Source organism: Allobosea sp. P2_B12 (assembly GCF_056404835.1).
Genome location: NZ_JBFUDG010000012.1, coordinates 80,120 through 102,711, shown reverse-complemented (window position 1 = coordinate 102,711; position 22,592 = coordinate 80,120). Strand labels below are relative to the sequence as shown.

Below are 22,592 nucleotides of genomic sequence, written 5' to 3'. Positions count from 1 at the left end.
GATCGCCTTGTGCCGTCAATCCTGCTTCGGGGGTTCCCCCCGCTTTGCTGCGGTGACGACGGCGACCGGCCCCTTTCTTTAGGCGTCATCGGGGATGGTTCCCGAGCTACACCCACCCGCGCACAGGTCTCCTAATCTCTGCCAGCATGTGGCCTGTGAGGCTCACTAAAACCCGACTGAGCGCATACAGAATCTGCGAATTTCAGGTTCTGCGTAAGAGTATTCACAAGCTCAGCATCGCTTGAAGACGCTGCGGAGGCGAGTGACCAACTGAAAAGACATGGATAGAAATCGAAATCAAATCAAACACTGCCGCCCGCAATTTACTTTGTAGTGCGATGAACGTCCGTCGCCAGCGTTAACTCGTCGATCCGGGGGGCGTAGCGCAATGTGCTGCGTGTCGCCCAGATGTTCTTGAAGTGGTAGAGCGGGATGATTGCGACGTCGCTTGAGACGAGCTTGACCGCGTCCAGAACCAGCTTTTCGCGCTTGGCTTCATCGACCTCGCCGATCGCTGCCGCTGTCAGCGCGTCGAGCGCGGGGTTGGAATACTGTGCCCAGTTGTAGAGGCCCCAGCCGGTCTGCTGGCTGCGGGTCGCCAGGAGGTCGCGCAGCAGGCCGGTGCCTTCCATGGAGTTGTTGCTCCAGCTTCCGAGATAGGCCGAGAACTGGCTCTTGGCGCCGCGCGAGGAGTAGACGCTGAAGGGCATCGCATCGATGGCGACCTCGACGCCGATCCGGCTCCACATCTGGGCCAGCGCCTGGGCGACCTCGACGCTATAGGGCGTCCGGTCATTCGCTGTTGAGAGCGTCAGCTTGAAGCCGTCCGGAAATCCGGCCTCGGTCAGGAGCTTCTTGGCCTTCTGCATGTCATAGGCCGGGACCGGAGTCTTGGCGTCATGCCCGAGGATTCCGGCCGGCAGCCACTGGCCCGTCGGAGTCGCGGTTCCCAGCACGACGCGGTCTGCAATGCCGACGCGATTAATCGCGAGTGAAAGCGCCTCGCGCACCTTGTGGTTCGTCAGCGGCCATGGCTCGATCCTGGCGCCCTTCTTGTCGAGGATCGCAGGCGCATCCGGCGCCGGCTGGATCATCGGCACGACGTAATTGACGCGCATGCCCGCCACTTCCGCAACCTTGACCTTGTCGGAGGATTGCAGGCGCGGCAGGTCGCTGGCCGAGGGCGAGTCGATCACGTCGATGTCGCCCGCAAGAAGTGCGGCGGTACGAACGGCGACGTTCGGGATCAGCCGCAGCGTCACGCTGGTCCAGTCGGTCTTCTTGCCCCACCAGCTGTCGTTGCGGACGAACTCGATGCGCTCGCCCGGCGTATAGGCGGAGAACTTGAAGGGGCCCGTGCCGATCGCGGCCTTGCCGCTGTTGTAGTCGGCCGTGGTCGCGTCCTGCCCGGCATGGCGCGAGACGATGGCCAGGCGCGTCAGGTCGCTCGGGAGGTTCGGGATCGGCGTCGCAGTGGTCAGGCGGATCAGCAGCGGTCCAGCCACCTCGACGCCGATGATCGGCCGGATGATGCCCGCGAAACCGCCGAGATTGTTGGGGACGTCGAGCGCCCGCTTCAGGGTGAAGGCGACGTCGTCGGCTGTGAACGGCTTGCCGTCATGCCAGGTCACGCCTTCGCGCAGCGCGAACTCCCAGACGGTCGGCGAGGTCGAGCGCCACGAAGTTGAAAGACCCGGCGCGAGCTTGCCGTCCGCCATGCGATCGACCAGCCGATCGAACATGTGGAAGGAGGCGAGGTTGTTGGGCGTGGTGCTGTAGAAATGCGGATCCAGCGAATTGACCGAGCCGCCGAGGCCGATGGTCAGCTTTTCCGCGTGGGCCACTGTAGCGTCCATCGAAACGGCTAGTGCACCGGCCAGGAGCGGCATCCTCAGGTGCATCGTTAAAGAAGAAGCCATGGATCATCCCCTATATTATTGTATATCAATAACTAATATTTGAAGACAATTTCCGAGAGCTGTCAAGGCGTCGCCGGATGCGGCCGACAGCGGCGCATATCCCCGACATCCGGTCCGGATTTTCCGATTTCTGGGCACAACTTCGCATCGCGAGCCAGAGGCCGGCCGCGCTGGACGTCGCCCATGGTGGGCTACTCAGGAAATCAGCGTCTCGGTCGCGCGGGCTGCGGCTGAGGCCACCAGCGGCGCGAGCTGCGCGATCGCCGCCGAACGCTCGAAGCGCGTGGTCAGGGTCGAGAGATTGATCGCGCCGACGGCACGGCCGGCACGGTCGTGCACGGCGGCCGACACCGAGATCGAGCCCTGCTCCATGTTCTTCTCGGTCACGGCGAAACCAGCGACCTTCACCGCCTCGAGTATCCGCATCATGTCGCCTGCGTTCTTCGCCTGCGTGCGCATCGGCACCGATTCATGCGAGGCGTTCCAGACCTTCTCGATATGGGCCGGCGCGGAATGCCCTAGTAGCACCTGCCCTGAGGAGGACGACAGCGCCGGGAAGCGGGTGCCGACCGGCAGGTTGATCGAAGAGATATGCGTGCTCGCGATCGTGGCGATAATGACGATGTCGGCGCGATCGACCTCGACCCATGAGATCGTCTCGCGCGTGCGCTCGGCCAGTTCGCGCATCGCGGGATAAGCGGCATCCAGCGCCGTGTTCGACGAAACAACGCTCTGGGCGAAACGAAAGACTTTCTTGGCAAGCATGTAGCGCTTGGTCTGCGCGTCCCGGTCGAGATAGCCAAGCCTTTCGAGCGTGTAGATGAAGCGCTGCGAGGCGCTGCGGCCGAGCCCGGTGCGGATCGCGATGTCGGAAAGGCTCAAGGTCGCCGTGGTCTTGTCGAAGGTCTCCAGCACCTTCATCGCTTTGCCGACCGAGGCGACGAAGAGGCGCTCGTCGATCTCGCCGCTGGTCGGCTCGGCGTCCTTCGGCGACAGGGCCGGGCTTCGTTTCGTCGTTGCGTCCGGCATTGCGCCTTCGTGCTTTCCTGTCGGTGGGGCGCAGCGTTAGCATCTTTGCGCTGCGGCTAAAACCCGGTCTTTCAGCCTCGAAATCGATCCTCGAAGCGCTGCTTGAGCAGGTTTTTCTGGATCTTTCCGAGCGTGTTGCGCGGCATCTCGGAAATCACCTCGATCCGTTTGGGAATCTTGTACCCGGCCAGGGAGCGCTTGAGATCGTTGATCGCAGCGCTCGTATCGAAACCCTCGGCCGCGGCCGAGAGTTGCACGACCGCCAGCACGGCTTCGCCGAAATCGGCATGGGGAACCCCGATGACCGCACTCTCCATCACGCCGTCCAGCGCGTTGACGGCGGCCTCGACCTCTTTGGGGTAGACGTTGAGCCCGCCCGAGATGATCAGATCGGCGCCGCGCCCGAGCACGCTGACAGACCCCTCGGCACCCACGCGACCGAAATCGCCCGTGCGGAACCATCCCTCATTGAAGGACCGAGCGGTCTTCTCGGCATCCTGCCAGTAGCCGAGGAACGGATAGGGCTGGTGCAGTTCGATCATGCCGACGGTCCCCACCGGCACGAGCTCGCCCTGCTCGTCGACGATGCGGATCGCCGATCCCGGCAGCGGCAGTCCGGAGGTATCGACGCGGCGGATATCGTCGAGCCGGTTCGACGTCGCGATCAGCACTTCGGTAAGGCCGTAGCGGTCGAGCAGGCGATGGCCGGTTCGCTCGGCAAAGGCTTCGAAGGCATCGGGGCGCATCGGGGCAGAACCCGTCACGAACACGCGCATCCCGCTGCAAAGCGCCCGGTCGAACCGTGGGTCCGCCATCAGCCGGGTGTAATAGGTCGGCACGCCGGCGAAGATCGTCGCGCGCGGAAGCTGGGCCAGCACGCCCTCGGCCTCGAATTTCGGCAGCAGGATCATCGACGCCCCGCCCGCCAGCGCGGGCGTCGTCGTGCCGAAAAGGCCATAGGCCATCGGATTGGCGTGCAGCAGTGTGTCGGCGTCCGTGATTCCCCAGCAGGAGGCCAGCGAGCGCGCATTCCAGATCACGGCGCCTGTCGAAAGCAACGCGCCCTTCGGCCGCCCGGTCGTACCCGAGGTATAGACCATCGCGTTCGGGTCGGATGGCGCCATTCTCTGGAACCTGCTGTCGCCTGGCATCGTCCGGCTTCGCTCGACGAGCGTGCCGGCCCCACCGGCATCGAGGGTGAAAACCTTGCAGCCGGCAGCGAGGACGACGTCCCGCCGGACGGGATCGCAGACGACGAGTTTCGGCCGCGAGTCGCCCAGGATATGGCTGATCTCGCCATCGGTCAGGCCGATATGCACGGGCACATAGACCGCGCCGAGCCGGCAGGCCGCCAGATAGAGCAGAATGGCTTCCGGCGACTTCTCAAGAATGCCGGCGACGAAATCGCCTTTCCCCACTCCCTCGCTCGCCAGCAGATCGGCATAGCGGGCCGTGACGGCGGCCACCTCTCCGAAGCGCGCGACCCGGCCGTCCGAGTTTTCCATGAAGACACGGTCGGGATCGCGCGCGGGATCGATCAGGGCAGCGAAGACATTGGCATCGTCGGGCACTGTGATGACGGGCATCGCGTCGTCCTGAAGAGGTTCTGGAGGCTCAGCGGCCCGTGAAGACGGGTTTGCGCTTCTCGGCGAAGGCCCCAGAACCCTCACGGTAATCCGCGCTGCGGTCGGCCAAGGCGGACAGGGCGGCGATCTCGGCCGTGACCTCAGCGAGGCGGCCCTGAACCAGCGCATCGCAGGCGAGCTTGGACGCCCGGATCGAGATCGGCGCATTGGCGATCATCGGCTCGGCCATGCGCAGGGCCGCCTCGACGACATCCCCTTCGACAACGTCCGAAACCAGACCGCAGGCCTGGGCTGCGAGCGCATCGACGAGCTCGCCGGTATAGAGCATCCGCTTGGCCATGGTGATGCCGGCGGTCGCGACGAGAAGCTGCGTGCTGTCGGCGGGATAGACCAGTCCAAGCTTGGCCGGTGGCACACCGAAGCGCGCAGTTGCATTGGCGAGCCGGAAATCGGCCCGCAGCGCCAGCGTGCAGCCACCGCCGACGCAAGGTCCGCTGACGGCCGCGATGACCGGGACCGGCGAGGCCGAGACGGCGGCATAGCAGGCCATGATCGAATCCCAATAGGCCTGTCGCGCCGGTGGGTCGTCGCGGACGGCGGCAAAGGCGCCGATCTCGTCGCCGGCGCAGAACGCCCCGCCTCGACCGGTCAGGACGATGGCGCGGATCGACGGATCAGATCGCAGCGCGACGAAGCTGTCGCCGAGCGCCTGCCAGGCGGCAACGTTGAGGGCATTGCGCTTCGCGGGGCGATTGATCGCGACGATGGCGACGCCCTCACGTCGCTCGAGTTCGATATCGGCCATGGCGTCCGTCCTGTTGATATTGCTATATAATAACAATTATTATTTGCAGGCAACACGCTGTCAATATGCAGCGGGAGACCAACCGCTTGACAGGCCCCAAAACGAATATCAATATCCAATCATCGTTATTGTATATCAATATGGAGGTTGCCTTGGATACTGTTTTGCTGGAGGTCCGCGGCGCGGTCGGGATCGTGACCCTGAACCGTCCCGGCAAGCTCAACGCCTGGAACGCGCCGATGCGGGCCCGCCTCGCCGAGATGTTCGACGAGCTCGAGGCGAACGAGGTCGTACGTGCGATCATCCTGACCGGCGCGGGCGACCGCGCCTTCGGGGCCGGCCAGGACCTGAACGAGACCAAGACCTTCGACCCCGACCGCGCCGAACTCTGGATCGGCGAATGGGAGCGCCTCTACGACCGGATCCGCTCGCTCTCAAAGCCGATCATCGCCGCACTGAATGGCGTCGCCGCCGGTTCCGCCTTCCAAGTCGCGCTGCTCTGCGACCTGCGCATCGGCCACCCCGGCGTCACCATGGGCCAGCCCGAGATCAATTCCGGCATAGCCTCGACCACCGGCCCCTGGATCATGCGCGAGCTGATCGGGCTCGGCCGCACCATCGACCTGACCCTGACAGGGCGCATGATGGACGCCGATGAGTGCTTCCGCATCGGCGTGATCAACCGTCTCGTGCCGCAGAACAAGGTGATGGAGGCGGCATTCGCGCTCGCCACCGAACTCGCGGCCAAGCCGCCCGTCGCAATGCGTCTCAATCGCGCCCGCTTCCGCGAGGTCACCGAGGCCGGCTTCCGCGACTCCCTGGCCGCCGGTATCCGTAACCAGCGCGAGGCCTACGCCACGGGCGAGCCCGCCCGGATGATGGAAGAGTTCCTCGCCAAGCGCGCCGCCAGGAAGAACGGCTGAGCGCCGTCCTCCCTCCGGAGATGACCGTCACCACGGACCGCCTCAATGCAGACCAACGAGATCACGATCGCACAGCTCTGGGACCGGCGCGCCGCTAGCGATCCGGGCCATGTCTATTGCCGCTTCGAGGATGAGAGCTGGACGATCGGCCGGCTCGACGCGGCCATCAACCGCCTCGCCAATGCGCTGCTCGACTCCGGCCTGAAGCAGGGCGACCGCGTCGCGGTAATGCTGCCGAGCCATCCCGAGCACATCATTGTCATCTTCGCGCTGGCCAAGGCCGGGCTCGTGCGCATCCCCGTCAATATCCATCTCAAGGGGGCGGCGCTCGACTTCGTCTTCGACCGCTTTGAGCCGCAGGCGCTGATCGCCGATGCCGCCTATGCCGAGCCGCTCGCGCCGGTCGTCGGGTGGTTGCCGGGGCTCTCCGTGTTCTGGCGCGGCGACGATGGCGCGCAAAGCCTCGCCAGCTTGTTCGAGCGCGGCAGCCCCTTGCCGCCGCCGGTGACGGTCGCGGCCGACGACATCATCGCGATCACCCCGAGTTCCGGCACCACCGGCGAGCCGAAGGGCGTGCTCAAGACCGACCGCAGCCTGCGCGCCGGCCCGATGGGCACGCTCGCCTTGACGGGCGCGAGCGCCGGCGACGTCTTCCTGCTCTGGGAGCCGCTGCATCACGGCGCCGGCGTCGCGGTGCTGATCGCGGCGCTGATGCAGCCGATCACGCTCGCCATGGTCGAGAAGTTCAGCGCCTCGCAATTCTGGGAGCAGGTGCGCCGCTTCGAGGTGACCCATATCCATTATCTCGGCGGCGTGCTGCCGCTGCTGCTGAAGCAGCCGGCAAGCCCGCGCGACCGCGACCACAAGGTCAGGATGGCCTGGGGCGGCGGCTGCCCGCTGGATGTCTGGCGCGCTTTCGAAGAGCGCTTCGCGGTCTCGCTCTATGAGGGTTACGGCCTCTCGGAGATGACGACCTTCGTCACGATCAACCCTGAGGGCCGGCTCGGCTCCTGCGGCAGGCCCTTGCCCTTCTACGAGGTGCGCCTGCTCGATGAGGCGGGCGCCGAGGTCGCGGTCGGCGAGCCCGGCGAGATCATGGTGTTGCCGCGCGAGCCCGGCCTCGCCTTCAAGGGCTATTTCCGCATGGAGGAGGCCGGCGCGGCGCTGGTCAGGGATAGCTGGTTCTCGACCGGCGACCTCGCCCGCAGGGACGAGGACGGCTTCCTGTTCTATTGCGGGCGCAAGAAGGACAGCGTCAGGCGGCGCGGCGTCAACATCTCGGCCTGGGAGGTCGAGCGCGTCGTCCTGACCCATGACGAGATCGAGGAATGCGCGCTGATCGGCGTGCCCAGCGAGATGGGCGATGACGACCTCAAGCTCTTCATCCGGCCCACGCCTGGCCGCGCGCTCGACCCGGCCGGCCTCGTCGCATGGTGCGAGCAGCGGCTGCCCTATTTCCAGATTCCGCGCTATATCGAGGGCATCGACGAATTCCCGAAGACGCCGACGCAGCGCATCAAGAAGAGCGAGCTGAGCCGCAGCGTCGCCGGGTGCTTCGACCGCGAAGGCGCCGGCTCCAAGCTCGGCAGGTAGCGGGGGAACAATGGCCGGATGGTTCTTTCAGCGCCTGCTCCAGGCCGGGTTCGTCGTGCTGGCGATGACGGTGATCGTCTTCATCGGCATCAGCGTCATCGGCGACCCCGTCGCGGTGCTGATCTCGCCCGATGCCGACCAGGCCGAGCGGCTGCGCGCGATCACCGCCTTCGGGCTCGATCGCCCGCTCTGGGCGCAGTATTTGTCCTTCCTGAACGGGGCGCTGCATGGCGATCTCGGCCGCAGCTTCGTCTATAACGAGCCCGCCCTGAAGATCATCCTGCAGCGTATGCCGGCGACGCTCGAACTCGCCGTCTGCGCCATGCTGCTCGCAACCTTCATCGGCATTCCGCTGGGGCTCTATGCCGGCCTCAAGCCGAATGCGCCGCTGACGCGGGTGATCATGACCGGCTCGATCCTCGGCTTTTCCCTGCCGGGCTTCTGGGTCGGCCTGCTGCTGATCATGGTCTTCGCCGTCCAGCTCGGCTGGCTGCCGTCTGGGGCGCGCGGCGAGACGCGCGAGCTGTTCGGCATCGGCTGGTCCTTCCTGACGCTCGACGGTCTGCAGCATCTCGTGCTGCCGGCGCTCAACCTGGCGCTGTTCAAGATTTCGCTCGTGATGCGGCTGGTGCGGGCCGAGACCCGCGAGGTCGTGCCCCAAGACTTCATCCGGACGGCGCGCGCCAAGGGCCTGCCCGAGGGCCGGGTCATCTTCCGCCACCTGCTGAAGAACATCATGATCCCGGTCGTCACCATCATCGGGCTCGAATTCGGCTCGGTGATCGCCTTTTCCGTGGTGACGGAGACGATTTTCGCCTGGCCCGGCATGGGCAAGCTGATCATCGACAGCATCCATGTGTTGGATCGGCCGATGATCGTCGCCTATCTCATGATCATCGTGCTGATGTTCGTGATCATCAACCTCCTCGTCGACTGCCTCTACACGGCGCTCGATCCGCGCGTGAGGCTGGGCCGATGACCGCGCCGACTTCGAGCGCAGAGATTGCGAGCCCGCCGCGCGCGACGCCGCTGCGCCGCTTCCTGCGCGCCTTCGCCTCCTCGCGCCTGGCCATGGCCGGCCTCGTCGCCTTTGCCGCGATCGTGCTGGCGGCGCTGCTGGCGCCCTGGATCTCGCCGCAGAACCCGTATGATCTGATGCAGCTCGACATCCTGGATGGACGCCTGCCGCCGGGCGCGGTCTCCGGCGCGGGCATGACCTATTGGCTGGGGACCGACGACCAGGGCCGCGACATGCTCTCGGCCATCCTCTACGGGCTGCGGATTTCGCTTGTCGTCGGCATCTCATCGGCCCTGCTGGCGGCAGCGGTCGGCACGACGCTGGGGCTGTTTGCCGCCTATGCCGGCGGGCGCATCGAGACCGCGCTGATGCGGCTGGTCGACCTGCAGCTCTCCTTTCCGACGATCCTGATCGCGCTGATGATCCTCGCCTTCCTCGGCAAGGGCATCGCCAATGTCGTGCTCGCGCTCGTCATCGTGGAATGGGCGGTCTACGCCCGCACCGCCCGCGCCAGCGCGCTGATCGAAAGCCGCAAGGAGTATATCGAGGCGGCCCGCGCCATGGGCGCGCGGCCGATGCGCATCCTTTGGCGCCACCTCCTGCCCAACTGCCTCCCGCCGCTGATGGTGATCGCGACCGTGCAGATCGCGCGTGCGATCGCGTTGGAGGCGACGCTCTCTTTCCTCGGGCTCGGCGTTCCCGTCACTGAGCCCAGCCTCGGCATGCTGATCGCCAATGGCTACCAGTACATGCTTTCGGGGAAGTTCTGGATCAGCTTTTATCCGGGGCTCGCGCTGCTTGTGACAGTCGTGGCGATCAACCTGATCGGCGACCACCTCCGCGATGTGCTCAACCCGCGGTCGCAAGCGAGCTGAGACGACGCGACAGACACCTAAGCTGTGTACCTAGGCCACCCCTCGCAACGATCACAATGGTGGGGTGCCACCGCTCTATGACCTACTGCTGCCGTCCGATTTGTGCCTCCCCAGGGCGTACTAACCCCTGGGATCGTATTCCCCGAGAGAGGCTTCGTACTTCTTGAGGGATTCCTCCGGCAGGAAGCGGCGCTCGAGGTCCAGGACTGCCGGGAAGCCTGTGAGTTCGAGATAGCCGAACGTACCGTTCCGCAGGGATGTCTGCTCGTCCATGAAAGCGTTGAAGGCGTCCGCACCGCGCGCATGATAATCGCGTAGAAACGTCTCCATCATGATCTGGGCGACTTTCGAGATGGAGACATTGTAGGTCGCCACGCCGAAATCCAGATATTCGGCATGTGTCAGCGCCGGGCGCACCGCGCTGGCGTTGATGTAAATGTCGATGCCCGGAAAGGCCTCCATCACCCGGCGCATCTCTTCGCGGCTCTGTAGCGCCATCACCATCAGCATGTCGGCGCCGGCTTCGAGATAGAGTTCGCAGCGGCGCAAAACCTGGTCGACGCTGCCGCCCACCGCGGCACGGGCGTCGGTGCGCGCCAGAATGACGACGTCCCGGTCCAGCTTGTCCCGTTCGGCGGCCGCGGCGCGATATTTTCCGGCCGCTTCCTCCGCGGGGATGACCTCGAGTCCCTTGGTGAAGCCGCAACGCTTGGGGGAAACCTGATCCTCCAGGAAGAAGCCTGCGACACCCGCCGTGATAAACTCATGAACGGCTCGCGTCGTGTTCAGAACATTGCCGAAACCCGTTTCGCAATCGGCGATGACCGGGATTGTGACTGCCTGGCAGATATGGCGGATGTTCTCGGCGGCTTCGGTCAATGTCATCAGCCCCGCGTCCGGCAGTCCGAGAATATGGGCCGCGGCCTGCGAACCGGACAAGGAAAACAGCCGGAAGCCCGCCGCTTCTGCGAGCTGTGCATGGTGTGCGGTTGCCCCCGAGATGGCTGGAAGTGGCCGCGCATCATTGGCGAGCTGCCGGCGTAGTTCCGTGCTCATGCGGCCTTCGATGACAGTCTTTCTGAGATGCAAAACCGATCCTCCCGCGCTCCGTCGATTGCCGCGAGATACGCTTTCAACTCGAGATATGTCAACACTTTTTGGCATTTTAGCCTGTTTTACGCTCTCTATTGGCTAGTACGGCAAGATATGTTGACAATATGTGATCGGCCAGTAGTGTCCGGTGCCAACGCCGTGGTGGGCCCAGGGCCTTGAAGATCGGCGAGTGGAGGAATGATCATGACGGTCAAGTTCACGCCGGAGGTAGCCTTTGGTGGCGCCGTTCTGCTCCTCGGCCTCGCCGTTCTCGCCGGGGCGTTCTCGATTCCGGTTGGCTTCTCCTATGATGCGGCGGGGCCCCGTCTTTTTCCGCTGATGATCGGTGCTGGCCTGTGCCTGTCAGCGCTACTGATCGTGCTCGATGCCTCCTCCAAGGCGCCAGTTGCCGTATCGGCCGACGAGTCGCCGATGGATTGGCTCCCGGTCGTCCTGATCTCGGCGGCGCTACTGTTCGAAGCTGCATTCATCACCAGCCTGGGCTGGATACCCGTAACGGCGACGGTGTTCGTCGCCGGCACCCGGGCGTTCGGCGACCGCCGCATCTGGCGCAACCTCGCAATTGGCGCCGGCGTCGGTGCCTTCATCCTTGTGGCGTTCAATCTCGGCTTGGGGCTGAACCTTCCATTGGGCCCGCTCGACGCCCTTTTCAGCGCTGCGCGATAGCGGCTTAGGCGGAGATAGGTCCATGGATACTCTCGCATCGCTGCTTCATGGCTTCAGCGTCGCCCTGACACCCATCAACCTCGCCTGGTCGGTGCTGGGCGTGACGCTCGGAACGGCGATCGGCGTGCTGCCGGGCATCGGCCCCGCCACGACGGTGGCGCTGCTGATGCCGCTGACGATCGGTCTCGATCCGATCTCCGCCTTCATCATGTTCGCGGGCATCTATTACGGGGCGCAATATGGCGGCTCGACCGCCTCGATCCTGCTCAACACGCCTGGCGAGGCCGGGGCGATGATGACGGCGATCGACGGCAACGCCATGGCGCGCAAGGGCCGCGGCGCACAGGCTCTGGCGACAGCGGCGATCGGATCGTTCGTCGCCGGTACCATCGCCACGATCGGCCTGACCTTTGCCGCGCCCCTGCTCGTCGAGGTCGCGGTGCGACTGACCGCGCCCGACTATTTTTCGCTGATGATCCTGTCGCTTGCGACCGTGACAGTGATGCTTGGCCGCTCGGTCGGCATGGGGTTGGCGGCGCTCTTCATCGGCGTGCTGCTCGGCTCGGTGGGACTCGATCCGCAGACCGGCCAGGCGCGTTTTGCCTTCGGCATCCCCGAGTTGCTCGACGGTATCGACACCGTGGTCGTCGCGGTCGGTCTGTTTGCGGTCGGCGAGACGCTCTATGTCGCAAGCCGCGAAGGCGGCGCGCCGGACAAGATGCATACCCTGCGCGGCTCGATCTGGATGAGCCGGGACGACTGGAAGCGCTCCTGGAAGCCCTGGCTGCGCGGCACGGTCATCGGCTTCCCGATCGGCGCGATCCCGGCCGGCGGGAGCGAGATCCCGACGATCCTGTCCTACACGCTCGAAAAGCGGCTCGCAGCCAACCCGGCTGAATTCGGCGATGGCGCGATCGAGGGCGTGGCCGGTCCTGAGGCTGCCAACAACGCCTCGGCAGCCGGTGCGCTCGCGCCGCTGCTGGCACTTGGGCTGCCGACGTCCACCACCGCTGCCGTTTTGCTGGCGGCATTCCAGCAATACGGCCTGCGCCCCGGGCCCATGCTCTTCCAGAGCAATCCCGATCTGGTCTGGGGGCTGATCGCCAGCCTTTATATTGGCAACGTGCTGTTGCTGGTGCTGAACCTGCCGATGGTCGGCATCTGGGTTCGGCTGCTGACGATCCCGAAACCCTTGCTATATGGCGGCATCCTGGTGCTGGCTTCGCTCGGGACGTACGCACTCAACGGCAATACGATCGATCTCGTGATCCTCTGGGCGGTCGGCCTCTTCGGTTTCGTGCTGCGGCTGCTCAACGTCCCGATCGTGCCCTGCATCCTCGGCCTCATCCTCGGCCCGCTCATCGAGCAGCAGCTTCGCCGTTCACTTGCGATCAGCCAGGGCGACTGGACCGTCTTCCTCACCAACCCGGTGTCGGCTGCGCTCCTCGCGCTAACCGCGGCAATCGTGTTGCTTCCGCCGCTCATGCGCTGGCGGAGCGCTCGGCTCGCCACGCCGGCCTTGGGCTGACCACTGCCTCGTATCTCGACTGGAAAATGCGATGAACAATCGACAACACTACCGCAGCCTCATCGCCGAACGCGCGGGACAGGTTGTGCCCGGGGTCTATGACGCGCTCTCGGCGCGCCTTGCCGCTCGGGCCGGTTTCAAACTGCTCGGTGCCGGCGGATATGCCGCGATCGGCTCGATGCTGGGCGGGCCCGATATCGGTCAGTCGAACATGCGCGACTATGCCGAACACTACGGCCGGATTTGCGCTGCCGTCGACGAGCCGGTCTCGGTGGATGGCGACACAGGTTTCGGTGGCGTCCACAACGTTACGCAGATGGTGCGCGCCTTTGAAGCGACCGGTGTCGCAGGCATCATGCTGGGCGACCAAGTCTACCCGAACCGCTGCGGCTACATGGCCGGCAAGGCGGTGGTGGACCTCGAGGAGATGCTGGCGAAGATCCGGGCTGCGGTCGCGGCGCGACGCGACCCCGAACTGGTGATCATTGCCCGCACGGATGCCTATGCCGACCACGGCATCGACGAAGCCTTGCATCGCTGCCGGCTGTTCCTTGAGGCGGGAGCCGATATCGCCAAACCCCAGGGCGTCGACAAGCCGGCTGAAATTGCGCGCGCAATAGCCGAGGTGCCTTGTCCGTTCTTCGCCACGCTGTCTCAGGCGTCACGTGATCGCGCGCTCGATATCGCCGAGCTTCGTGCGTTGGGCGTGGCAAGCATCAGCCTTCCATCGGTCAGCCTTTTTGCCGCCGCGCAAGCGGTTGGTGGGATGCTCGACACGCTAATCGCGGCGCAGTCCCTGGCGCGCGTCGAAGCCATGTTGATGTCGCTCGACGACTACAACGCGCTGGTCGGTCTCGACAGTCGCCTGGCGCACGAGGAGCAGTTTCGCGATGAAGCCCAAAGCCTCCTCGCCGCTGCGCGCGAAAACGTCTGAACAATCGCCAGCAAATCAGAATACCACTGGGAGGACACCATCTTGACCATGACCTTGAATCGACGTGCCGTTCTCGCCGCCGCCCTTTCGGCCGGTCTCTCGTGCCTCGCGCTGCCCGCCTGGTCGCAGGCGATCAAGCTGCTCGACATCACGGTCCCCGGCGGCCCGGGCAGCGGGCTCGATCAGGCGGCCCGGGCGATCGAGGACACGGTGCGCCAAGACCGTCTCGCGACAGGTGCGCGTGTCACCAATGTGCCCGGTGGCGGCGGCATGGTCGCGATCTCGCAATTCGTGACGAGCAAGAAGGGCAATCCGCAGGCCGTGGTGGTGCAGGGCGCCGGTACCGTCTTCTTTCCCCTGACGAACAACACGCCCGTGTCGTTGGCCGATGTCCGTCCGATTGCGCGGCTGGCCGGCGAATACGAGGTCGTGGCTGTCCGGAGCGAGTCGGACATCAAGTCGTTCAAGGAACTGGTCGACCGGTTCAAGGCCAATCCCGGCTCCGTAGCCTGGGGGGGCGGCTCTCCAGGCTCAACCGAGAACCTGTTTTTCGCGCGGATTGCCAAGCAGGCCGGGGTTCCGTTGCAGAAGCTAAACTTCATTCCTCACCCCAATACCGGCGAGGTGGTGATTTCTGCGCTGAACGGGCAGGCCACGGTGGTCGGCGGCGGATTGCAGGATTTCATCACCCAGATCGAGGCCGGCAAGCTGCGCCTGCTCGCGGTGGCTGCGCCGGAAAGGTTGCCCAAGCTCGAAGTGCCGACCTTACGCGAACTGGGCTACGATATCGTTTTTGCGAACTGGCGTGGTGTCTCTGTGCATCCGAGCCTCGATGCGGCCAGCGTCAAGACCCTTACTGACTTCTTCGCGACTCTGGTGAAATCGCCGCGCTGGCGGCAACTCCTGGCGGAGCGCGGCTGGCTCGATCTCTATCAGCCGGAGGCCGAGTACCAGGCGTTCATCCGGAGCGAAACCCAGCTCGCGACCGAGCTCCTCGTCGAACTCGGCCTAGGCAAGAAGTGACCGGCAAGCTGCCGCGAGCGGCCCCTCTCGACGCGGCCACCCGCGTTGCGGGCGCGCTCGCAGCGGGAGCGGCGGGTGGTTTCGTCTTTCGGCTGTTCGAACTGCCCCTGCCTTGGACGCTGGGGGCGATGGCGGCCACCGCGGTGCTCGCGCTCGCGGGGCCGGGGTGGCGCTTGCCCGCCGTCTTCCGTGACGGCGCCAGGCCGGTGATCGGGGTCATGGCCGGCAGCGCCTTCTCGCCCTCGGTGGTCGAGCAACTGGCGGGCTGGTGGCAGATCATCCCAATCCTGATCGCCTATTTCGTGCTTGTCTCGGCCGCCGGACAGCTGTTTTTCCGACGGGTTTGCGGCTTCGATCGGCCAACGGCGCTGTTAGCGTCGATGCCGGGCGGGCTGGGCGAAATGACTCTGATGGGCGCGCTTTTTGGGGCCGATATCCGGCGCCTCGTCCTGATCCATTCCGTGCGGATTGTGACCGTGGTGACCGCCATTCCGCTCTTCGTGACCTTCATTGCGGGCGCGGACCTGAGGAGGTCGCCCATTCCCGCCGTGCCGGACGCGGGGATGTTCGATTGGACGGTGCTGCTCGGGTGCGGTCTCGCCGGCTATCTGCTCGGCCGCCGCCTGCGCTCCTGGGGCGGCATGATGCTCGCGCCGATGTTGTTTAGCGCGCTCGCGCATGCCGCGGGGATGACTTCGGCAGCGCCACCGGGATGGTTGATCGTGGCGATGCAGGTGGTGATCGGCTGTATCTCGGGTTCACGCTTCGCCGGCAGCCGGCTGACGGAGATCAAGCTCGCGCTGCTGCACGGTCTGGCCTGGACGCTGTTGCTGCTGGTGATGGCCGCCATGGCGGCGGAATTTACCTCATTGCTGTTGCCGCTTCCGATCACGGCGCTGTTTCTGGCGTTCGCGCCTGGCGGCTTCGCCGAGATGACGGTCATCGCCCTGGCCATTCAGGTCGAGGTCGGCTTCGTCGTCGCTTGCCATGCCTTCCGAACGCTATTCGTGGTCACCGCCATACCGCTCCTGTCGCGCGCCTTGACGCGCCCGCGTCCCTGACTTTCCGGCCACGCCGGCACCTCCGTATAATGATGCTTTGCAGGAACCCGTGCCCGATGGACCATCACGACGACCCCTTAGGACCAACAAATCTACTCGATTCCACGGCGCCTGGAACCCTGGCCGAGCGTCTGTTCCATCAGCTGATGGAAGCCATTTTGCGCGGCGAACTGCCGCTCGGATCGAAGATCAGCGAGCCGCTGCTGGCCCGGCGCTATGGCGTCAGCCGCGGTCCGCTGCGGGAAGCGCTCCACCGCCTACAGGAGCGCAGGCTGATCACGCGCCTGGCGAACCAGGGGGCTCGGGTCGTCGAGGCGACGCCGGAGATGCTTAACTCGATCTTCGGGATCCGCGAGGTTCTGGAGGGGCTGGCGGTTCGCGACGCCACGATCAACATGAGCGACGAGGAACTCGCAAGCCTCGCGGAAAGCGTCAGGCAGCACGAATTGCAATTGCCGGCCGCCCCCCCTGGGGCGTTGATGGCGCTCGGCACCGCCGATCGCGATTTTCACTTCCGGATTGCGCAGGCGAGCAATAATCCGCTGTTGATCCAGCTTCTCTGCACCGAACTCTATCCGCTGCTACGCCTCTACCGAAGCCGGCCCGACGACCGATTGCTGCGCGCGCGCGCGCTCGTCGAACACAAACGCATCCTGGCGGCGATGGAGGATCGCGATCCCGACCTCGCGGAGCTGCTGATGCGGCGTCACATCGCTGGCGCCCGCAAGCGCAGGGTCGAGGGCTTCAGCGCCGCCCCGACGGCGAAAAGCACCAAGCCCGACAGCAGAACGCGGAAATCTTGATCGGCGGAATTCCCGTCCGTGTCGCGACGTCGACCTTCGGCCTGATTGGCGAAAACCCTCAGGAGCTCCAATGGACATGGCGTTTCTCGGCGATCTTCTGACCAGCGTGGCCGATCGTGGACGGGGCTGATCGGCCTCGATTGCGCGCGATGCTCGATCGCCGACATGATCTGGCGGCGAGCCGCGGCATAGGAGCCGAGCTTGTCGGTGATCACGCGCCGGGGCGGGCAGCGGCGATGGTCACGACGACCTCGTCAGGTGCCAGATGTCGCGCGGACCCGGTTCTTCCGCCGGAGCTGGCGGGCATAGTCCCGCCCGAATTTCAGGGCCCAGCGCCGAACCGTCTCATAGGAGACAGCAAAACCGCGCTCCAGCAGCATCTCCTCTACCAGGCGAAGGCTCAGGGGAAAGCGAAAGTACAGCCACACCGTATGGGCAATGATCGCCGGAGGAAACCGATGACGCTTGTAGCTGACGCAGGGCAGGATCATGCGAGCCCATCTACACCGCTTGCCACCACCTCGGAGTTAACGTGACAACGCCCCCAATACAACTTCCCGTTTGACGCCGTGACGCAGGTCCGTCGTGGCGGACAGGTGGCTTGTTGACAATCCAACCACGCCACATCATCATTATTACATATAGCAAAAATAAAAATGGGTGGAGATATGAAGGCGCCGAGAAGCCGGCGAGATACGCGTTCAGCGGTTTTGCGCTATCTCTGGTGCTCCAACGGCTCATTTCGCCCGGGTTTGGCCAACAATGTCGGCCTGACGGACGCAAGCATATCGCGCATCGTCACTGACCTGAAGGCCGAGGAGTTGGTCGATGAGTCCAAGCGAACGGCGCCCTATCAAGGTGGGCCGAGCTCTTTTCTAACACTAAGTAAGAATCGCTTTGTTGGCGCCGTCGAATTTTCCAGCGGCCGGGTGCATGTAGGCGCCGGATCGCTGACGGGAGAGGTCCGCTTCTCGGAATGGCTGGAACTGCCTGACGGCACCGAACCGGAAACCGTAAGAGCCACTTATCGCCGCGCTCTGCACCAGCTCACCGGTCATCTTCACCGGGCCGGAATCGAGCTCTGCCAGATCGCGGTCTCGATCCCGGGCTATCACGACACGCTGCGGAACAATCCCATCATCGCCCTCGATCCGGGAGCGATCCTGGCGGACATCCAGGCGGTGTTGCCGCGCGTCGCGCTCCTTGCCGCCAACTCAATCGTGACGCGCGCCGTCGCCCACCGGCTGAAGCATGGTGTTAGCCTGGCCGGCGGACCCTATCTCTACACCTTCGTCGGCCACGGCGTGGCTGCGGCGCTGGTCGACGACTTTGCCGCAAGCGGCGAAGTGGCGCCGTGCGAGATCGGCCATATGGTGCTCGATCCGCGGGGGCCCCGCTGCCGCTGCGGCCATTCGGGCTGCCTTGAGGCCTATGTCTCGACAGCGGCCATCGCGCCGGCCATCGGCATCCGCGAGCAGGACCTGCTGACGATGGGCGAGTGGCGGCTAGGCGGGCTCAAGCTGTCGGCGCGTGTCCGACGTGACCTCATGACACGCCTGGCGCGATTGGGGCTCGCCATCGGCAATGCACTCAACCTGACGCCGATCCGGCGCGTGGTGGTGGCCGGCTGGCCGGCAGAACTCGGCGATCAGGCGCACGCCACCATTCTCGGCGGAATAGATGCCAGCCTTTTCGGCGGGGCTTCGGCAGTGGACGTCACCTTCGCGAACGCGGAATTGGGGCGGGAACCGGCGGCGGGCCTGGCGCTCGCAACCTACGCCTACCTGCAACGCGGCGCGATGCAATCGGAGGAACTGGCCGCCGACATCGGCACAGACAACCCAATCGAACAATAATCGAACAATAAGGGAGAGGAACCATGGTTTTGAAAGCATTGGCGGCAGCGCTCTTCGGCGGTGCCATGCTCGTCGTCGCGGGGCCGGCCCTGGCCGACAGCGTGCTCAAGGTGAAGCCGTCCGGAGACGTCAAGGTGTTGGATCCGATACTCGGCTCGGATTCCATGGCGCGCAATTTCGGCTACATGATCTACGACACGCTGTTCGCGGTCGACGACAAACTGGCGATCAAGCCGCAGATGGTCGACAAGTGGGAGACGTCCGCGGACGGCAGGATCTGGACCTTCGCACTGCGCGACGGCCTCAGATTCAGCGACGGTCAGCCTGTCACGGCGGACGATGTGATCGCCTCGCTGAAGCGCTGGAGTGTCAATGACAGCATGGGGCAGCAACTCAACCAGCGCGGCGCCGCCTGGCAGGCGGTGGATGCCAAGACCGTCCGTCTGACGCTGACGTCGCCCTGGGGAATGGTGCTCGATGCACTCGGCAAGCCCGGCGCTCCGGTGCCCTTCATCATGCCCGCCCGCATCGCCTCGGTGACGCCGCCCAACCAGGCCGTCACGGACCATGTCGGCTCCGGTCCATTTATTTTCAAGAAGGACGAATGGATGGCCGGCGCCCGGCTGGTGTTTACGAAGAACGCGGCCTACGCCCCGCGCACCGAGCCCCCCGCCGGCCTCTCCGGCGGCAAGGTGGTCAAGGTCGACCGCGTCGAATGGCAGATCATTCCGGACCAGCAGACGGCGCTCAACGCCCTGCTCAAAGGAGAGATCGACATCAACGAGGAAATCTCCGGAGACCTCATTCCGCTCGCCAAGAAGTCGAAGGACATCGTGCTTGCGCGCCAGGACGACATCGGCGTGGCGCAGCAGATCCGCCTCAATTCGATCCAGCCGCCGTTTGATAATCCGAAGCTGCGGCAGGCCCTGCTTTACGCCGTCGACGGCGCGGAGTTCCTCGCCGCGGTCATCGATGATCCGGATCTCGGCAAACCGTGCCGCTCGTTCTACGTCTGCTCGTCGCCCTATTTTGCCGAGGCCGGCTTTCCCAGGATCGACCTCGCCAGGGCCAAAGCTCTCGTCAAGGAGGCCGGCTACGACGGAACGCCGGTGGTGCTGCTCGATGCGACCGAGAACGCTAACATCCATGCCTTCACGACCGTCGCTAACGAGCTGCTGAAGAGCATCGGCTTCAAGACCGATTTGCAGGCCATGGACTGGGCGACGATCGTCTCCCGCCGCGCCAGCAAGGAACAGGTCGGCAAGGGCGGCTGGTCGCTCTTCATCTCGGGGCCGGGCGGTCTCGATATGATGGAGCCGGTCAGCCATCTCGGCCTGCGCTCGAATTGCGAGAAGGCCTGGTTCGGTTGGCCCTGCGATGCGGAGATCGAGACAATGCGGGCGGCCTTCGCCGACCTCTCCGACAAGGAGCAACGCAAGGCGCTGGCGGAGAAGATCCAGGCCCGCGCCGCGGAGACGGTTCCCTATGTGCCGATCGGCGTGCAGTACCAGATCCGCGCTCATCGGGCGAACCTGACCGGTCTGCTCACCCCGCCGGCGCCTGTCTATTGGAACATTACCCGCCAGTAAGCACGCGACGGCTTCGCCGCCGCCGCTTCCCGCGGTCGCACACGCGATCACGGGCGCTCCGGCCAGAGCCAGACCAGCCGTCATCGAGACCACGCCTGATGCTGCATAGTGCGTCCCGGAACGCGGTGCCCGCTGAGCGCGCCATTGTTGTCGACACGCCTTTTGGGCGGCTGCGTGGTGTGCGCTCGGGCGAGATCCTGTGCTTCAGGGGCGTTCCCTACGCTGCCGCGCCGGTCGGCGCACTGCGTTTCCGGCCGCCACAACCGCTTCCCCCATGGGCCGGGACGCGCGACGCGCTGACCTTTGCACCGGCAGCGCCGCAACCGGCCGATCCGGGCTTCTATCCCGGTGACCCCGACGCCATGCCGCCGGTAACGGCGAGCGAGGACTGTCTCTACCTCAATATCTGGTCACCGGCTGGAGCCGGGCCGCATCCGGTGCTCGTCTGGCTGCACGGCGGTAGCCAGATCGTCGGCGGCACCAGCCGGCCGGTCTATGACGGCGCAGCCTTCGCGCGAGCGGGGATCACCTGCGTCACGGTCGGCCATCGGCTCGGGCTGCTCGGCTTCCTCGAGGGCGGGCGCATCTTCGGCGAGGATTTTCGCGGCAGCGGTAACAACACCCTGCGCGACATCATCGTGGCGCTCGGCTGGGTTCAGCAGGCCATCGCCGCCTTTGGCGGCGATCCTGGTCGGGTGACGCTCGGGGGCGAGTCGGCTGGGGCAAAGAACGTCGCCGCGCTCTTGGCTGCCCCATCCACCGCAGGCCTGTTCCACGCGGCGTTCTCGAGTTCCGGCGGCGGCGACACGGTCCACGGCCTCGATGCGGCGGTCGCGGTCGCCGAGCGAGCTCTGGCGCTTGCCGGCGGTGGTTTGCAGCATCTCCGGACGATGCCGGTCGCCGACCTTATCGCCCTGCAGATGCGGCTGACTCGGGAAGAGGTGCGGCGGCAACCGTTTCGTGCCGTGCTGGACGGGGTATTCCTGCCGCTGGCGCCGCAGCGGTTGTGGCCCTGCCAGCCGGTGCCGCTCCTGATCGGAACAGCTCGCGACGAGGCGGCAGCGTTCATCGGCAAGCCATGGCATGGCGGCGGCAATACGACGGAAGCATGGGACGGGCGGCTGCTGACGCATCTGTCGCCGAGCCTTATGGCGGAGGCCGAGATGCGTGCCTCGCGCGCATGGCCTGGCCTGCCTGCAAGTGCGCGTCGCCTCCGGCTGCTGACTGCGGAGGAATACGAACTGCCGTCGACCCGGCTGGCCGAGCTTCATGCGGCGGCTGGACAGCCGACCTGGGTCTACCGCAACGACCGGCCGCTCCCTGCCGGGCCCTTCGCCGGCCAGGCGCCCCATATCGCCGATCTGGGCCTGATCTGGAATCAGCCGGGGCCCTACGGCAGGCCGTCGGCCGTCAAAGGCCCCGGCAGCATGAACGAAGCCTTAGCGACCTTCGTCCGGACCGACGGGACCGCTCCCTGGGCACCATACGATGCCGAGAGGCGAGCGACGCAGGTTTTCGGCATTGACGGCGCGGAGCTGCGGATGGACCCGTCAGAGGATGTGCGCCGCATCTTCGACGGATTATTCGATCGCTAACGCATCCAGCCCTTCGCTGGGCTGGCAGGTCAGCAGGCGCGGAATATGGAAGCGTCTAATCCGGCTATGGTCGAAAAGGTCTCTGCAACCCAACGCTAAGCGCACGCAGACTGCGCGGTTGAAAAGCGCGATTTCGCCGCCACAACCCGGGCATCGTGATCGCTACGCCAATACCTGGAAGACCGACCGGGGCTTTGACAGTGCGACAGCCCTCTTTGCGCGGGGGCGTGTTCGCCTTGTGCCGTCAACCCCGCTTCGGGGGTTTCCCTCCGCTTGCCCCTTTCTTCAGGCGTCGGCGATGGTCCCCGACTACCCGAAGGAGAGACATCATGGCCACGATCGCAACCCCGACCCAGAAGGCTGACGGCAACTTTGAAGGTCCGCCGTTTGCGTCAGCGGTGAAACGCCCATCCCTCGAGCCGGTTACCGATCAGCTGATCAGCCTGGACACCGAGGCGCAGATGGTCGGCGACCAAACCATCAGCCTCCTGCAAGCGGGCTGCGAGCAAGGCGGTCCAGAGCGAACGCTCCTTGCCGCGGCGATCAAGCTGGCGCCTCAAGCGAGCGACCTCGAGACCTGTGCGGACCAGCGAACGAGAGAGAAGAGACAGGATCAAGGAACAGCTCCTTTTACGGATGTGACTGAACCTTGAGCGTTTCCTTTTTCTTCATATAG

General features: G+C 65.1%; 19 protein-coding genes and 1 pseudogene. 14 read left to right on the top strand and 6 right to left on the bottom strand.

Annotated features, from left to right (window positions below):
• Positions 1 to 323: 323 nt before the first annotated feature.
• The 4 genes from AC1DYU_RS22460 to AC1DYU_RS22445 all read right to left on the bottom strand — a co-directional run bounded on the left by AC1DYU_RS22460 (position 324) and on the right by AC1DYU_RS22445 (position 5,339).
• The gene (locus AC1DYU_RS22460) at positions 324 to 1,844 is read right to left on the bottom strand and encodes an ABC transporter substrate-binding protein (RefSeq protein ID WP_476793572.1); all 1,521 of its coding nucleotides are present in this window, start codon (positions 1,842 to 1,844) and stop codon (positions 324 to 326) included.
• Between the two features lie 270 nt (positions 1,845 to 2,114).
• Positions 2,115 to 2,948, bottom strand: a complete 834-nt coding sequence (locus AC1DYU_RS22455; protein ID WP_476793571.1) for an IclR family transcriptional regulator — start codon at positions 2,946 to 2,948, stop codon at positions 2,115 to 2,117.
• Positions 2,949 to 3,019: 71 nt separating this feature from the next.
• Entirely contained in the window at positions 3,020 to 4,534 is a 1,515-nt protein-coding gene (locus AC1DYU_RS22450; protein WP_476793570.1) for an AMP-binding protein, read from the bottom strand.
• Positions 4,535 to 4,562: 28 nt separating this feature from the next.
• Positions 4,563 to 5,339, bottom strand: coding sequence for an enoyl-CoA hydratase/isomerase family protein (locus tag AC1DYU_RS22445; protein WP_476793569.1), 777 nt, complete (start codon positions 5,337 to 5,339; stop codon positions 4,563 to 4,565).
• 152 nt (positions 5,340 to 5,491) lie between these two features.
• On the opposite strand from AC1DYU_RS22445, the gene AC1DYU_RS22440 reads away from it, so the two are divergent.
• The 4 genes from AC1DYU_RS22440 to AC1DYU_RS22425 are packed head-to-tail and all read left to right on the top strand — an operon-like array spanning position 5,492 to position 9,748.
• A complete protein-coding gene (locus tag AC1DYU_RS22440) occupies positions 5,492 to 6,262 on the top strand; it encodes an enoyl-CoA hydratase/isomerase family protein (RefSeq protein WP_476793568.1) in 771 nt (256 codons plus the stop codon).
• Positions 6,263 to 6,307: 45 nt separating this feature from the next.
• Entirely contained in the window at positions 6,308 to 7,855 is a 1,548-nt protein-coding gene (locus tag AC1DYU_RS22435; protein WP_476793567.1) for an AMP-binding protein, read from the top strand.
• 10 nt (positions 7,856 to 7,865) lie between these two features.
• The gene (locus AC1DYU_RS22430) at positions 7,866 to 8,834 is read left to right on the top strand and encodes an ABC transporter permease (RefSeq protein WP_476793566.1); all 969 of its coding nucleotides are present in this window, start codon (positions 7,866 to 7,868) and stop codon (positions 8,832 to 8,834) included.
• Positions 8,831 to 9,748 carry an ABC transporter permease gene (locus AC1DYU_RS22425; RefSeq protein WP_476793565.1) on the top strand — a complete coding sequence of 306 codons (918 nt, stop codon included), beginning with the start codon at positions 8,831 to 8,833 and terminating at the stop codon, positions 9,746 to 9,748. The genes AC1DYU_RS22430 and AC1DYU_RS22425 overlap by 4 nt, the downstream gene beginning before the upstream one ends.
• A 120-nt stretch (positions 9,749 to 9,868) precedes the next feature.
• Here AC1DYU_RS22425 and AC1DYU_RS22420 read toward each other — a convergent pair whose 3' ends face one another.
• A complete protein-coding gene (locus AC1DYU_RS22420; protein WP_476793564.1) occupies positions 9,869 to 10,804 on the bottom strand; it encodes an isocitrate lyase/PEP mutase family protein in 936 nt (311 codons plus the stop codon).
• 240 nt (positions 10,805 to 11,044) lie between these two features.
• On the opposite strand from AC1DYU_RS22420, the gene AC1DYU_RS22415 reads away from it, so the two are divergent.
• From AC1DYU_RS22415 to AC1DYU_RS22390, 6 genes are read left to right on the top strand one after another with little or no spacing between them, the layout of a single operon-like run.
• Positions 11,045 to 11,527, top strand: coding sequence for a tripartite tricarboxylate transporter TctB family protein (locus AC1DYU_RS22415; protein ID WP_476793563.1), 483 nt, complete (start codon positions 11,045 to 11,047; stop codon positions 11,525 to 11,527).
• 22 nt (positions 11,528 to 11,549) lie between these two features.
• A complete protein-coding gene (locus AC1DYU_RS22410; RefSeq protein ID WP_476793562.1) occupies positions 11,550 to 13,055 on the top strand; it encodes a tripartite tricarboxylate transporter permease in 1,506 nt (501 codons plus the stop codon).
• A 31-nt stretch (positions 13,056 to 13,086) separates the two neighbouring features.
• A complete protein-coding gene (locus AC1DYU_RS22405; protein ID WP_476793561.1) occupies positions 13,087 to 13,989 on the top strand; it encodes an isocitrate lyase/PEP mutase family protein in 903 nt (300 codons plus the stop codon).
• Positions 13,990 to 14,037: 48 nt separating this feature from the next.
• Positions 14,038 to 15,012, top strand: coding sequence for a Bug family tripartite tricarboxylate transporter substrate binding protein (locus AC1DYU_RS22400; RefSeq protein ID WP_476793560.1), 975 nt, complete (start codon positions 14,038 to 14,040; stop codon positions 15,010 to 15,012).
• On the top strand, positions 15,009 to 16,073 hold the full coding sequence (locus tag AC1DYU_RS22395; RefSeq protein ID WP_476793559.1) for an AbrB family transcriptional regulator: 1,065 nt from the start codon (positions 15,009 to 15,011) through the stop codon (positions 16,071 to 16,073). Before AC1DYU_RS22400 ends, AC1DYU_RS22395 begins: the two co-directional genes overlap by 4 nt.
• A gap of 56 nt (positions 16,074 to 16,129) precedes the next feature.
• Complete coding sequence (locus tag AC1DYU_RS22390) at positions 16,130 to 16,876, top strand: GntR family transcriptional regulator (RefSeq protein WP_476793558.1); 747 nt, start codon at positions 16,130 to 16,132, stop codon at positions 16,874 to 16,876.
• Between the two features lie 143 nt (positions 16,877 to 17,019).
• Here the strand turns inward: AC1DYU_RS22390 and AC1DYU_RS22385 are convergent.
• Positions 17,020 to 17,367: pseudogene (locus AC1DYU_RS22385) on the bottom strand (IS6 family transposase); the annotation flags it as partial.
• Positions 17,368 to 17,586: 219 nt separating this feature from the next.
• On the opposite strand from AC1DYU_RS22385, the gene AC1DYU_RS22380 reads away from it, so the two are divergent.
• From AC1DYU_RS22380 to AC1DYU_RS22365, 4 genes are all read left to right on the top strand, one after another.
• Positions 17,587 to 18,732 carry an ROK family protein gene (locus AC1DYU_RS22380; RefSeq protein ID WP_476793557.1) on the top strand — a complete coding sequence of 382 codons (1,146 nt, stop codon included), beginning with the start codon at positions 17,587 to 17,589 and terminating at the stop codon, positions 18,730 to 18,732.
• 23 nt (positions 18,733 to 18,755) lie between these two features.
• Positions 18,756 to 20,321, top strand: coding sequence for an ABC transporter substrate-binding protein (locus tag AC1DYU_RS22375; RefSeq protein WP_476793556.1), 1,566 nt, complete (start codon positions 18,756 to 18,758; stop codon positions 20,319 to 20,321).
• A gap of 125 nt (positions 20,322 to 20,446) precedes the next feature.
• Positions 20,447 to 21,916 carry a carboxylesterase/lipase family protein gene (locus AC1DYU_RS22370; protein WP_476793555.1) on the top strand — a complete coding sequence of 490 codons (1,470 nt, stop codon included), beginning with the start codon at positions 20,447 to 20,449 and terminating at the stop codon, positions 21,914 to 21,916.
• A gap of 329 nt (positions 21,917 to 22,245) precedes the next feature.
• Positions 22,246 to 22,569: a hypothetical protein gene (locus AC1DYU_RS22365; protein ID WP_476793554.1), complete on the top strand. Its 324-nt coding sequence runs from the start codon at positions 22,246 to 22,248 to the stop codon at positions 22,567 to 22,569.
• The last annotated feature ends 23 nt before the right edge of the window (positions 22,570 to 22,592 follow it).